10 protein-coding genes and 1 pseudogene are annotated in these 13,696 nt (G+C 66.3%); 4 read left to right on the top strand and 7 right to left on the bottom strand.

The window, feature by feature from the left end:
- Together AU188_RS04195 and AU188_RS04190 are read right to left on the bottom strand one after the other, a co-directional pair.
- Nucleotides 1-2,486 (bottom strand): penicillin-binding protein (locus tag AU188_RS04195; RefSeq protein ID WP_059162484.1); only part of this gene is annotated, 2,486 nt, incomplete at its 3' end.
- 150 nt (nucleotides 2,487-2,636) lie between these two features.
- The gene (locus AU188_RS04190) at nucleotides 2,637-3,449 is read right to left on the bottom strand and encodes a DUF1906 domain-containing protein (protein WP_082686473.1); all 813 of its coding nucleotides are present in this window, start codon (nucleotides 3,447-3,449) and stop codon (nucleotides 2,637-2,639) included.
- 398 nt (nucleotides 3,450-3,847) lie between these two features.
- Here AU188_RS04190 and AU188_RS04185 point away from each other — a divergent pair, with 398 nt between their 5' ends.
- Both AU188_RS04185 and AU188_RS04180 read left to right on the top strand, forming a co-directional pair.
- Nucleotides 3,848-5,218 (top strand): serine hydrolase domain-containing protein, encoded by a 1,371-nt coding sequence (locus tag AU188_RS04185; protein WP_286137286.1) that lies wholly within the window; start codon nucleotides 3,848-3,850, stop codon nucleotides 5,216-5,218.
- A gap of 15 nt (nucleotides 5,219-5,233) precedes the next feature.
- Nucleotides 5,234-5,962, top strand: a complete 729-nt coding sequence (locus tag AU188_RS04180; RefSeq protein ID WP_059162458.1) for a YwaF family protein — start codon at nucleotides 5,234-5,236, stop codon at nucleotides 5,960-5,962.
- Nucleotides 5,963-6,326: 364 nt separating this feature from the next.
- Here AU188_RS04180 and AU188_RS04175 read toward each other — a convergent pair whose 3' ends face one another.
- The gene (locus AU188_RS04175) at nucleotides 6,327-7,091 is read right to left on the bottom strand and encodes an SDR family NAD(P)-dependent oxidoreductase (RefSeq protein ID WP_059162457.1); all 765 of its coding nucleotides are present in this window, start codon (nucleotides 7,089-7,091) and stop codon (nucleotides 6,327-6,329) included.
- Nucleotides 7,092-7,273: 182 nt separating this feature from the next.
- On the opposite strand from AU188_RS04175, the gene AU188_RS04170 reads away from it, so the two are divergent.
- Nucleotides 7,274-8,671, top strand: coding sequence for an HNH endonuclease signature motif containing protein (locus AU188_RS04170; protein WP_286137285.1), 1,398 nt, complete (start codon nucleotides 7,274-7,276; stop codon nucleotides 8,669-8,671).
- A gap of 298 nt (nucleotides 8,672-8,969) precedes the next feature.
- Here the strand turns inward: AU188_RS04170 and AU188_RS04165 are convergent, their stop codons facing one another.
- From AU188_RS04165 to AU188_RS04155, 3 genes are all read right to left on the bottom strand, one after another.
- Nucleotides 8,970-9,815 (bottom strand): mycofactocin-coupled SDR family oxidoreductase, encoded by an 846-nt coding sequence (locus AU188_RS04165; RefSeq protein WP_059162456.1) that lies wholly within the window; start codon nucleotides 9,813-9,815, stop codon nucleotides 8,970-8,972.
- 59 nt (nucleotides 9,816-9,874) lie between these two features.
- Entirely contained in the window at nucleotides 9,875-10,087 is a 213-nt protein-coding gene (locus AU188_RS04160; RefSeq protein ID WP_059162455.1) for a three-helix bundle dimerization domain-containing protein, read from the bottom strand.
- A gap of 111 nt (nucleotides 10,088-10,198) precedes the next feature.
- Complete coding sequence (locus AU188_RS04155) at nucleotides 10,199-10,471, bottom strand: hypothetical protein (RefSeq protein ID WP_059162454.1); 273 nt, start codon at nucleotides 10,469-10,471, stop codon at nucleotides 10,199-10,201.
- A 120-nt stretch (nucleotides 10,472-10,591) separates the two neighbouring features.
- Here AU188_RS04155 and AU188_RS25940 point away from each other — a divergent pair, with 120 nt between their 5' ends.
- The gene (locus AU188_RS25940) at nucleotides 10,592-10,660 is read left to right on the top strand and encodes an Rv1535 domain-containing protein (protein ID WP_353612108.1); all 69 of its coding nucleotides are present in this window, start codon (nucleotides 10,592-10,594) and stop codon (nucleotides 10,658-10,660) included.
- A gap of 92 nt (nucleotides 10,661-10,752) precedes the next feature.
- Here the strand turns inward: AU188_RS25940 and AU188_RS25935 are convergent.
- Nucleotides 10,753-13,119, bottom strand: a pseudogene (locus AU188_RS25935) (cation-translocating P-type ATPase); the annotation flags it as partial.
- Between the last annotated feature and the right edge of the window lie 577 nt (nucleotides 13,120-13,696).

The following is a 13,696-nucleotide window of genomic DNA, read 5'->3' as shown; positions in this document are numbered from 1 at the left end:
GGTGGCAGTGGTGGCGGCGGCGGAGGTAGTCCGGGGGGCGGCGGACCCTGCGGCGGCGGGCCGATCATCGGCATGGTGATCGGCGGCAACCCCGGGATCTGCACGATCATCGGATCCACCGGAGGAGGCGGGGGGCCACCCGGCGCACCGGGCGGAGGCGGTGGCTCTTCACGTCGCGGCGGCGGCGCGGGTGCAACCCCGTTACTGGTGTTGATGGTGATGATGGACCCCGGAATGGTTTGACCGCTCGGGGTGGTCCCCACCACCGCACCGTACGACGCGTAGCTGTTGACCGGCGTCGGTTTTTCGGCGACCTGGAACCCGGCGTCTCGCAGCCGCTGGCGGGCGGTCTCGACGTTCATGCCCGACACGTTGGGCACCTCGCCACCCGGTCCGCCGTCGACGTAACGGGGATCGGTCGGCGGAAGACGCACCTCACCGAAATCGGTGGCGATCGGCTTCATCGCCTCGAACCAGGTGCGTGCCGGCTCGTTACCGCCGTACAGGTCGCCGCTCGAGCACTTGCGTAGTGGGAACGAACAGATCTCGGACGGCGAGTTGGAGTCGTCGAAGATGTACACACTTCCCGCGTACTGGTTGGTGAAGCCGACGAACCCGGAGGACCGGTGGGATTCGGTGGTGCCGGTCTTGGCGGACAGCGGCAGGTCCCAGCCCACCGAAGCGGCTGCGCCCGCCGCCGTGCCGCCGCCCTTGTCGTCCTTGCTCAGCGCATTTGCCAGCGTGTTCGCCAGGCCCTCCGGCACGGCTTGGTCACAACTCTCGGCGGTGAACGTGACCTCGTTGCCATCTCGGTCGACGATCTTGTCGATCGGAGACGGTGGGCACCACACCCCGCCAGAACTCAAAGTCGCTGCCACGTTGGACAATTCGAGTGCATTGAGCTGAAACGGTCCCAGGGTGAACGACCCGGCGTTCTGCTTCTTGATGTAGTCGGCCAGACTCTCGTTGCCCGTCGGGTCATATGCCCGCGCCGTTCCCGGAACGGCATACGAGCGCAGCCCCAACCGAACGGCCATGTCGACCGCGCGGGGCACGCCGACTTGTTGAATCAACTTGGCGAACGCGGTATTGGGCGAGCTGGCCAGTGCGTCGGTGACGTTCATCGACCCGCGGTAGTTGCCGACGTTCCTCACGCACCAGGTCTCCTTGGGACAACCCGGCGTATCGCTGCTGCCCAGACCTTTGGCTTGGAAGAAGCCTGGGACGGCCAGTTGGGCATTGATCCCCAGACCCATCTCCAGGGCCGCGGCGGTGGTGAAGATCTTGAAGATGGACCCCGCCCCGTCGCCGACGAGCGAGAACGGCTGCGGTTGCACGGTTTCGCCGGCGTCGTCGTTGAGGCCGTACGTCCGGTTGCTGGCCATCGCCAGGACGCGATGTGACTTCTTGCCCGGCTTGATGACGCTCATCACGCTGGCGACGCCCTCCAGCGTCGGGCTCGCGACCTTGTCGATCGCGCGTTTGACCGACTCCTGGACCTTGGGGTCGAGCGTGGTGCGGATCAGGTACCCGCCGCGCGCAACCTGCTCCTTGCTGATGCCGGCACGTGCGAGATAGGCCAGCACGTACTCGCAGAAGAATCCGCGGTCCTTTGCGGCGATGCACCCGCCGGGCAGCTGCTTGGGCACAGACAGGACACCGAGCGGCTGCGACTTGGCAGCGCGAAGCTCGTCGGCGCGCTGAGGAAGGTGCTGGATCATGGTGTCCAACACCAGATTGCGACGCTGCAGCGCACCTTGGGGATTGATGTAAGGGTCCAGCGAAGTCGGCGATTGAACCATGCCGGCCAGCAGCGCGGCCTGCTGCCAGTTCAGCTGCGACGCGTTGATGCCGAAGTAAGTCTGGGACGCATCCTGCACTCCGAACGCCCCGTTGCCGAAGCCGACGAGGTTGAGGTAGCGGGTGAGGATCTCGGCTTTGGTGAACGTCTTGTCGAGCGTCAGCGCCATCCGCATTTCGCGCAGCTTGCGTGCGGGCGTCACCTCGACCGCCGCGCGCCTCTCGGCGTTCGTCTGGGCCGTCACCAGCAACTGGAAGTTCTTGACGTACTGCTGCTCGATGGTCGAACCGCCGCGGGTGTCGAGGTTGCCGGAAAGATAGCCGGACAAACCGGTCAGCGTGCCCTGCCAGTCCACCCCGGCGTGCTCGGCGAAGCGCTTGTCCTCGATCGACACGATCGCCAGCTTCATCGTGTTGGCGATCTGATCGGTCGCCACCTCGAACCGCCGCTGGCTGTACAGCCAGGCGATCGGTCGGCCTGCGGCGTCGACCATCGTCGTCACCTGCGGGACGTCTTCCTCCACCAGCTGGGCCGACCCATTGGCGACGATGTCCGAGGCGCGATTGGACAGCAGCCCGAACCCGCCGGCGAAGGGGAACATCATGGCGGCCGCCAACACACCAGCCAGCAGGCAGCACAGTCCCAGCTTTACGACCGTCCCCCCGGCCGGTACACGCTCCGGCATGTCAGCAGAGTATTAAATCGGAATCCGGCGCGAGTGTTCCCCCGCCGATTATTGACCGCGATGTGGCGAAAATGTGGCCGGACAGACGGCGGGCAGGGTCATCGGCGCTGGCCAGGACCTCTTCCACGGACGACGGCCGACGTTGCCTCGTCAAGCTCTGTCTAGACCCCACTGCCCGAAGTCGGGCGCAAGGACCTCGTTCTCGTCCACGTGGGTGTCGCCCACGGGCACACCCGGCTCGGACGGGCCGATCACCACAGCTTGATAGAGCACCGCCCTGGGCTCCCGCTGACCCGCAGACCACGCCTTCGTCTGCCAGGCCCACCAATGGCCCTCGGAGGTCGAGCGCCCGATCACCTCGTCTTCGATCGCCCAAGAACACGCCCGTGAGTGCCCGTAGAGGCCGGTGCGATGTGCGCCGAGCACCGAATTGATCCCTCGGTACCACTCGACCGCAACGCTGTCCCAGGTGTCGCGGTCGATGTCCTCATCGACGCTGAAGAAGATGGGCGCCGAATCCGGGCCTCCGGCGGCACCGTGCAGCCGTAGCGCTGTTTGGGCGTCCGCCACGCCGCCCTCGTATCCGCGGGTGTAGTCCGACGGTGTCGGCCAACCCGGCTTGCCGTACTGATAGCAGCTGACGACGTGAAGTCCCTCCGCACGCAGCGAATCGGCATACTCGCGGCTGACGGGTTTGAAGTCGAAGTCCGCACCCGGCCGCAGTTCGGACACGTAAACCAGGGCGCCGTCGAAACCGGCCGCCTTGAGCTGATCCGCCGGGGCCAGCCGCGTCGCGAAATCGGCCAGCCTGAGGGATTCGGCGGACGCCTCCGGCCCGCGAATGGCCGCTCCCACCGTCCCGAGAAGTATCAGAGCAGGCGCGGAAACGGCGTACTTGAGGACTTCGCGTCGTGAACGAGACGGCCCTCCGCCGCGACCAGGTGTCGCCGGGGAGTCGTGCACGGCGCGATGGTAACAACACGGTGGCTGCCCGGATGCGGGTTGGCGGATTCCTGCGCGGGCACGAAACACCGAGGGCCGCCGTTCGGATTCGGTTCTGAAGCGGTTGGCTTCGCCCTATGCTGAGGGCAATCACGAGGCTGGTAGCGGTGTCGTGGCACGCACATTCGACCGACAAGGTGGTCATGTCAGCAGACCGACTCACCCTGTTCGGTCGCTCATCTGTGCGCAGGGCCATCGTGGTGGCAGCCGTCCTGCTCACCGCTGCAGCGCCTTCCGCGTGCGGCCGTTCAGACCCTCCGGCCGCAACCGATGACCATTCGACATCAGTCATCAGTACGCGACCGTCGCCCACGCCGGCTGCGGTTCCCACGCCGGACTTCTCGGCAGTTTCGGTCCTGATGAACAACGCGGTCGCCGCGCACCGGATGCCGGGCGCCGTGGTGGCGGTGGGGCACGGCGGCAAGCTCGTCTTGCACCGGGCGTACGGCTCGCGCAAGCTCGCCGGGGAACCGGGGCTGGACGGAGCGCCCGCACCTGCCGAGCCCATGACCGAGGACACGATTTTCGACCTCGCCTCATTGACGAAATGTCTCGCAACGGCAACTGCCGTGATGCAGCTCTACGAACAAGGCAAGGTCGGGTTCGATGAGCCCGTGCAGACGTATCTGCCCGGCTTCAACGAGGCGAACGATCCTCAGCGCGCACAGGTCACGGTTCGGATGTTGCTCACGCACACGTCGGGCATTGCAGGGGATATCGATTTGCGAGACCCGTGGGGGCTGGATGGAGCCGACAAATCGGAAGGTCTCCGTCGTGCCCTCACCACACCGCTGCAGTCAGTGCCCGGCGAGGTGTTTCGCTACTCCGACATCAACTTCATTCTCTTGGGCGCGCTGATCGAACAGCTCACCGGTGAGTCGGAGGACGTTTTCGTTCAGCGCAATGTGTTTGTGCCGCTTGGCATGAATGACTCGCGCTACCTTCCCCCCGCCAAAGCATGTGGCCCGCACGAGATCAGAGGAGCCGCGATCGCATGGGTGCCCGCGACCGACGCTCGCAGACCAGCCGCTTGTCCCGCGGGCACCTGGAACACCGACCTCTTGTCGCGTATCGCACCGACAGCACTGGATGAGGAGAGCAGAGCCGACCCGAGCAAGAATCCAGATATCAATCGCCTGCTACGCGGTACCGTTCACGATCCGACGGCGCGCCGCATGGGTGGAGTGGCCGGGCATGCCGGGGTGTTCTCGACGGCGCGAGATCTGAGCATCTATGCGCAGGCTCTGCTCGACCGGCTGGCGGGCCGCCCAAGCAAGTTTCCGCTGAAGCAGGCGACTCTGCAGTTGATGACCGCTCCCGAACAGCCGGGCCATGAAGCTCAGCAACTCGAAGCGGCGAACGATGCCGCTCGCAGAGCCGTGCTCGAGGCATCGAACTCGAATTCAGCGGTGGCCGAGCCGTATCCGGCGATCATGGGACAAGACCTGCGAGGCTTCGGCTGGGACATCGACACCGGTCATTCCAGGCCGCGGGGCTTGGCCTTTCCGGTCGGTAGCTTCGGCCACACGGGATTCACCGGAACTTCCATATGGATGGACCCGGGATCGAACACCTACGTCATTCTTCTCACGAACGCCATCCATATTCGCGGCAGTCGACCGGTTTCGGACCTGCAAGGCCAACTCGCCACCGTTGCCGCGCAAACCCTCGGCCTGTACGGCAGCACGCCACCAGCCACACCGTCGCCGCCTGCCCCCAGGCCACGCTGAAAGACGGAGTCTCGGATGTTGCACGCAGAACGTGAATTCACGGCGTATGGGCCGTCGCATCTGGTGGTGCTCGCCGTCTTCGCGATAGGCGCTGCGCTTCTGGTGTGGATCGGACGCCGGCAGACCGAGGCCCAGGCCCGGGTGTTCGGCCGGATCTTCGCGCTCCTGATCCTGGCAGCCTTCGTGGTGGCGTTGGTCTACAAACTGATCCGGCCAGATGTCCAGACCTCGGTGCCGATCCAGCTGTGTGACATCGCGGAACTGACGGCCGCCTACGCGCTTTGGTCGCAACGGCATTGGGCGTTCGCGCTCACATACTACTGGTGCCTGGTCCTGAGCTCGCAGGCGTTGATCACACCCGACGTGGGCACACCGGAAGAAGGTGCGCCGGATTTTCCCCACCACCTGTTCGTCACGTTCTTCGTGCTTCACGTATTCGCCGTGTGGGCCGCCATCTACCTCACTTGGGGGAGGCGCATGCGTCCACGTTGGCGCAGTTACCGTTTCGTGGTCGTCATCACCCTCATATGGGCGGCTTCGACGTTCGTCTTCAACGCGATCGTCGGGACCAATTACGGCTACCTCAACAGAAAACCTCCAACCGCGTCCTTGTTGGACGTCTTGGGTCCGTGGCCGGTGTATCTGCTGGCCGAAGTCACGATCGTCCTCATCGTGTGGGCACTGATGACCTGGCCGTGGGAGCGGATGCGAAAGAATGCCGCCGAGAGCGCAAGCGTGGCTTGAGTCAGCCAGTGGCCCTTGGACCCACGCAAGGCCGCCTTCAAGGCATTGCCGGCTCCGACCCGCCTCCGCAGTGTCACGCCCGCCACGAATCCACAAAGCGCGCCCAGGAGAAAGACGTTCCGCGTGCGTCGCTTGTTACGGCGCACTGCAACCGAAGCGGTGAACCCACAGAGCGCGGCGACAATGGCGACCGCCAGCAGCAGAGCAATCGAATGTGGCGGTCCGAACGAACCCATAGGCAACCTTCCGGGGCGGCGTCTGATCGAGCCGCCGGCCCGATCAAATCACCTTCATCGCCGGCCGGGGATGGGCGTTCACTGTTCGTGACCAAAGCGAATGAGAAGTGTTAGCGGCGCAGGTGCGGCTATGTGATCGTCACACCGCCGTCGACAACGATGGTTTGCCCGGTGACATAGCCACTGGCGTTTGAGGCGAGCCAAACCACCGTCGCCGACAGTTCATGCGGCTCACCGACCCGGTTGAACACCACGCGGCTGGACACCGTGCGATCCAGGTACCCCGGCGCATACTCGTCGGTCATCTCGGATTTGAAGAAGCCTGGCGCCAGGGCGTTGACACGTATGCCTTTTCGTCCGCCCCACTGCTGGGCGAGGTCGCGGGTGAGCCCGAGGACCGCGGCCTTGCTTGCGCTGTAGGCCGCCTGGGGCAGCCCGGCGGTGGTGAGACCCAAGACACTCGAGACGTTGATGATCGAACTGCCCGGCGCCATCACCCGCCCGCATGCTTGTGCGGCCCAATACGAGCCGTTCAGGTTGACGTCGATGACCGTGCGGAATTCTTCGGCAGTCTCCTTGACAGCGGGTACCGCGGTTCCGACCCCGGCGTTGTTGACCAGGACGTCGACACGACCGAACTCCTGCATCGCCGCATCCACGAGCGCGGCGCACTGGTCGGGATCCGCCACGTCGGTCTGGACGCTGAGCGAACGCCGACCGGCTGTTCGGACGAGTTCGGCTGTCGCATCGAGCTTTTCGATCCGCCGGGCGGCCAGCACCACATCGGCGCCGGCTTGGGCGCAGGCCTCGGCGAACGAGACGCCGAGGCCGGACGATGCGCCGGTGATGACGACGACTTTGTCGTCGAGTCGGAAGTGGTCCAGAATCGTCATCTCCGACGGTCTCCTGATCTGTCGTGGTCGGCTTCGATCGAACAACCGTAGTGCGTCAGGATGGTGGCGTTTACAGAGGCGTGCCAACGGATCGGCATGACATCGTAATCCCTTGCGACACAGTGGTTTCATCAGTCACAAGGTTTGGAGTGCTTGTCGGTGGTTCGAACTAGTGTTCGGGTGTGTCGTTCGACCGGATCAGCAGGCGCATCGCGGACATGTCCGACGAGTTCGCCGCGCTGCTTGCCGAGTCGTTCGAGTCGTTGAGTACCAGCGAGCAGTTTGCGGTGGCGGCGCAGTGGGAGACGTTCACCCGTGCGCAGGCGGCGGTGGGGCATCGGTTGGTCGCCGAACTCGAGCGCGCGCCGATCGCCGAGTTGGGTGAGCCCAGTGTGGCCTCGGCGTTGGTGGTGTTGTTGCGGATCTCCAAGACCGATGCCCACCGTCGGGTGCGTGAGGCGCGCGAGTTGGCGCCGCGGCGCGCGATGACCGGTGAAGTGCTTGAGCCGGTGCTGACTCGGACTGCTGCTGCGCAGGCGTGCGGGCAGATCGGTGTCGAGCATGTGCGCATCATCGGCAAGTTCTTCGACAAGCTGCCCGTGGTGGTGACCTATGACGTGCGCGAGGCCGCCGAAGCGCAGCTGGCCGATATCGCTGCCAAGCTCACTCCCGAGGAGTTGCGCGAGGCCTGCGAGCGTCTGGCCGCCTATCTGCATCCGGACGGAGATTTCTCCGACGAGGAGCGCGCGCGTAAGCGCTGGCTGCGGTTGGGGCGTCAGCAGCGCGACGGTATGCGCGAAGTGCATGGACTGCTCGATCCGGCGACCGGCGCGGCGTTGGAAGCCGTTCTCGCCACAGCCGGCGCCCCGGGGATGAACAACCCCGCCGACCAGACTCCGTGTGTGGACGGCGAACCCTCACCGGAGGCGGTGTCGTCCGATACCCGCACCCGTGGGCAGCGCAATCATGATGCGCTCAATGCGATGTGTCGGGCGTTGTTGGCGTCGGGGACGCTGGGCAGCCAGAACGGGTTGCCCGCCACGATGGTCATCACCACCACGCTGGGGGAGTTGCAATCCGGAACCGGTCATGGCGTCACCGGCGGGGGCAGCTTGGTGCCGATGAGTGAGGTGATCCGTCAAGCCTCGGCGGCCTATCACTATCTGGCGGTCTTCGACGAGCACACTGAAGAACCGCTGTATCTAGGGCGGGCCAACCGCCTGGCCACCCCCGGGCAACGGTTGGTGCTGTATGCCAAGGACCGCGGCTGTACGCGGCCGGGATGTACTGCGCCGGCTTATCACTGCCAGGTGCATCACGCGGTCGCGGACTGGGCTGATGACGGTAAGACCGACATCACCGATCTGACGTTGGCCTGTGGGCCCGACAATCGGCGGGTCAAACCCGGGGGGTGGCGCACCCGAAAACGCAACGACGGCCGCACCGAATGGCTACCACCACCACAGTTGGACACCGGCCAAGCCCGCATCAACAACTACCACCACCCCCAGCGCTACCTCATCCCCGACGACGGACACGACGACGGCGAAGGTGCTGACGGCGACGCCGAGCAGACGTGAAATGTCTCGAAATGCGTTGATAAGTGGACATTTTGCGTCTCCTCACGCGAAGGGGACGCGGCGATGGCTGCGTCCCCTTCGGTTCGGTTGCGCTCAGGGTTGCTTGGCGTAGCGAAGTAGAAAGGCGGCGGCCACAACCCCTGCGGCGGTGCCGAACACGACCCACAGCAGGAGCGGGACGATCAACGAAACCGGCGACCACCCGACGCTGGAGAACGTCGCGGCCGTGTAGAACAGCCAGAAGACCCGGTAGAAGGACCAGAGCGCGGTCAGGCCTGCGGAGATACCGATGACAAGGTCAGAATCTCGCGACCGCGCCGGCGTCGACGGGCAGCGCCGCCCCGGTGATGTACTGCGCTTCGTCGGAAGCCAGGAACAGCACGGCGTTGCTCACGGCGCGTGCCTCGATCACCGGTTTCGGCAACAGGTGGAAGTGACCAATCACCTGCGTGGCGTCCTGCATCGTCGGATCGGTGAGGTCCGGTCGCACCGTGCGACGGAAGTGGTCGTTGTCGATCATCGGCGTCAGAATGTTGCCCGGATGAATCGAGTTGACCCTGATCCACTGTGGCGCAAGCTCATTGGCGAGCGAGTTCATCAAACCGACCACAGCGTGTTTCGCCGACGCATAGTGGGCCATGTAGCCGCCGCCGCGCAGGCCCAACATCGAGCTGACGAGGATGATCGATCCGCCGCCGTTGGTCATGTGCGGTAAGGCCGCGGCCACGGTGTGCCAGACGCCGGTCACGTTGATGTCGAGCATTGTCTGCCATGCGGACTCCTCGATCATCGCCGCAGGGGCCGGGCTGGCACTGATGCCGGCGTTGGCCACCACGATGTCGAGCGGGCCGAGTTCGCGCACGCCGCGGTCGACGGCCGCGCGGAGGCGTGCGAGATCGCGCACGTCGGACTTGGCGGTCACGGTGCGCCGTCCCGACTTCTCGACCAGTGCAGCGGTTTCGTCCAGGTCCGCCTCGCGGGGTCCGGGATATCCGGCAGCGTCGATGTCCTCGCACACGTCGACCGCGAGGATGTCGGCGCCTTCTTCGGCGAGCCGGATCGCGTGTTCGCGGCCCTGACCACGCGCTGCACCGGTGATGAAGGCGACCTTGCCGGCGACTCTGCCGACCCTCTCGTCTGCCATGCGGGCCTTTCACGTATGCGGGGTAGACGCGAGCCCTGGACGACTCGGCGCGCAGAACGCTACACCGCGGTGGAGCTGCTCACCTTGTTCAATTCGGCTCGCGCATGCCGCTCCACGAACAGCGGGACGAAGTCGCGGATGCGGCTGCCCTCGAAGCGTGCGTGCTGTTCGTGGACGAGCCGCGATACCGCGTCGACGGGGACGCCGGGATAGGTCCCGGTGAGCCGGACGGCAATCTGCTCGAGGATCTGCTGTTCACTCAACGCGATCACTCTGTGATCGTGCGCTTAGTACGGCTAATTGGTCAAGCCGCGGCCACATGATTCCCATCACGACGAGGACGCCGGGCGGGCGGCAAGGTTGCCGCACGTCCACGCCGTCGGCTACACGTCCTCCAAGGCCTCGCCGATCTCCTGCGCCACGCGGCTGTGTTCGTTCTGTAGAAGTACGTGGCCGGCGGCCAACGCCAAAGCGACTGGCCACTCGATGATTTCCACTGCGGCGAGCGCTCCGAGCGCACCGTAGAACGCGAGCTGTTCGGGTCGCGGGATGCGAACCCGACCGACGATCGGCAAATCCACCGAGAACGTCTGAGCGTGACGGACTCGCTGGACGGCGTCGCGGTGGCTTGCGGCGTTTCGTGAGGATTCGGCCATTCGTTAACCTCCCGTCATGGCGTGTTCGACGTCTGGACGCTCGATGTGCGGACCGTCGGAGGCGTGTCCACAACCGGTGTGAAAACCTCCTCGGACCCGTTGACCGTCGTTTCCGGCCTGATGACGATTCCGCTTCGTGAACTGTATGCGGTGCTGTGGCGCATCGGCGTCGTCGAGATCGAGGACTGAACGCGGCGCAGCACCCAGGGCGCGCATCCGGCAGCAGCGGTCGCCACGCCCGCGGTGCCGAGCGCCTGGGCCCAACCCAGCGGACCCAGCGGTGTGCATCCGAGCACCTGGCTGACCCCCGGCGTACTGATGAGCACGCCCAGCGTCGCCAAAGACCCGGCCGCGGTCGCTACCACGAGCGGACTGTGCGAATCGATGAGCGTCTGCCCCAACTGCGTCGTCACCAATGCCACCAGTGCCACGGTCGAGGCCCGACGCGGCGCCACCACGAAGCCGGCCATCATCCACGCCGACGTGGCGGCCGCCGCCGTCGTCGTGCCCCTGATCGCCACGGTGCGCCAGATGGCGGCGTGGTTCGGACCGTGACCGTTCTCGCCGTTGGACCTCGCCGGGCTCACGGCCAGGGCCGCCGCCGGCAGCGCATCGGTCATCATGTTCACCAGCAGCAACTGGCGGGTGTTCAGCGGGGACCGTCCAGTCAGTGCCGAACCGACGATGGAGAACGCGACCTCGCCGGCGTTGCCGCCCAACAACACGGACACCGCGGCCTGCACGCGGCGCCACAGCTGACGTCCCTCGTCGAGGGCATCGAGCAGCGAGCCGATGCGCCCGTCGAGCAGCATCACGTCCGCCGCAGTACGTGCGGGATCACTGCCCCTCGAAGCAACTCCGATGCCGACGGTGGCTGCCCGGATCGCCGCCGCGTCGTTCGCGCCGTCGCCGACCATCGCGCACACCTGGCCGATGCGCTCCAGCGTCTGCACGACCTGCACTTTGTGCTCGGGCGTCATCCGTGCGAACACCAAGCCGTCGCGCACCGCCCGCTCCTGGCCCCGCCGGGAGAGCGCTTCCCAGTCCCCGCCGCTGATGACCTGGTCGGCCGTCACCGGCATCCCTAGTTCGGCGGCGATCGCCGTCGCTGTGACCGGATGGTCGCCGGTGATGAGCCGGACCCCGACATCCTGCTTCTGCAGCTCAGCCAACAACGACGCCGACTCCGCACGCGGGGTATCCGACAGGCCCAGTAGTCCGACGAACTGTAAACCCTTGTCGCAGAGATTGATCAGTGCCTCATCGCTGCGCCGGGCTTTTTGCGCCTGCTGCCTTGTCAATGAGCGACGGGCCACGGCGATGACGCGCAGACCCGCCTTCGCCATCTGATGCACCCCGCGCTTGGCTTGCGGGTCAAGAACCGTGCATGCGGCCAGGACCACCTCCGGGGCGCCCTTGATGGACAGCTCGCTGTCGACGAGCGAAGCGGAGAAGGGCCGGCCCGACCGGAACGGCAGGTAGGTGGTGTCCGGATCCGGTGGGTACGGGTCACCGGCCGCTTCGACGACGGCCGCGTCCGTGGCATGTTCATGACGATGGCCGTTTTTCGCCGGAGTGGCGTGCGCCGCGCAATCGAGCACTTGCTCCCGTGTGAGGCCGTCGGCGTGGTGCACCTGCGTGACTCGGAGCCGGTTCTCGCTGAGCGTTCCCGTCTTGTCGAAACAGACGACATCGATGCGGCCCAGCGCCTCCACGGAACGTGGAGTCCGAACAAGCACGCCGGCCCTGGTGAGCCGCCGGGCAGCCGTCTGCTGCGCCAGCGTGGCCACCAGCGGCATGCCCTCCGGCACCGCAGCCACCGCGACGGCGACGCCGCTTGCGACCGCTCGGCGAAGGGGCACCATGCGCAGCAGTCCGAGCCCGCTGACGAGCGCTCCGCCGGCGAGGCTCAACGGCAGCGCGCGATCGGTCAGGTCGCGCAGTTGCGCCTGAAGGCCGACCGCCGACTTCTCCGCCGACTGAACGTGCACCGCCCGGCTCGCCTGCGTTTGGTCCCCGACCGCGGTGACGATCGCCACCGCCGTTCCCGCGACCACCGTCGTGCTGGCGTGCAGCATGCAGCTGCGTTCGGCCAGCGTGGCGCCCGGTGTGGCCGCGGCCCGTTTCGGCACCGGAAGCGACTCACCGGTCAGCGACGACTCGTCGAGCTCGGCGTCGGTCGCCTCGACGATCCGCGCGTCTGCCGGCACCACCTCGCCGGGTCTGACCTCGATCAGATCGCCGGGCCGCAATTGCGCCGCGTCGATGGTCTCGTAGCCATCGCCGGTGACCAGCCGGGCCGGCGGTACCTGTACGGCCAGCAGGCGGCTCAGCAGCCGTTCGGCCCGAACTTGTTGTGAGGCAGCAAGAAGCGAGTTGCCGGCCAGCACCGAACCCACCAAGATCGCGTCGATCGGCGATCCCAGCAGCGCGCTCGCCGCAGAGCCGACGGCGAGTACCGGTGTCAACGGGTCCGACAACTCCTGGCGCAGCGAAACCGTCAAGTCCCTGGCAAGTCGAAGCGGCGGCCCGGCCACTCGGGGAATCACGTCGGCCGACGTGCCGGCGAGAGATGCCACTCGCGACTTACGTCGAGCCGCTTCGCGCTTCGGTTGCGGCAGGGTCTCCCGGACCTCATCGGGGGACATCGCATGCCACTCGTGCACGGTGGCGGGAGTCGGGGTCTGATCGTTGAGTGCTCCCCGCGCGAGCAGGAGACCGGTGGTCAAGCCGGCGGCGGCGCCTGCGGTCACCGGTCCAGGCCCGCGGCCCCGCACACCGGGGATCATGAGCAGGGCGCCCAACATGGAGGCGCTGGTGGCGAGTTCCACGCCCCGCTTACTCGCCCTGCGCGCGGCGGGCAGGGCGTGCATGACCCGCCACACGGCGTCGAGGTCGGGGGCGAGCAGATCGGCATGCCATGGGGGCGGACCGTCGCCGGGGATCAACCCGACCGCTACGTCTGCCGCCGAAAGTGCCTGCGGCGCATGCGATGCAATGACAGCGACGGTACGGCCTTCACGCTGTAACGCGATGACGGCGCCCAGCAACGCGGCGTCGACGGGACCGTCGAGCGGATACAGCTCGTCGAAAGATGGTCGTAGGTCGTCGAGTTCGTCGCTCTGCACCGAGATCAGATCGGCGCCCGCTCGGCGAACTTCGCCGAGCACACTCGCGGCCAACGGGTGATGTACGTGCCGAACCAGCACCTCGGCCGTTGCGCCA

The organism is Mycobacterium sp. IS-3022 (assembly GCF_001500065.1).
Taxonomy (GTDB): domain Bacteria; phylum Actinomycetota; class Actinomycetes; order Mycobacteriales; family Mycobacteriaceae; genus Mycobacterium.
Note: the sequence above shows the minus strand (reverse complement) of the source record. Positions and strands in the feature narration are given on the sequence as shown.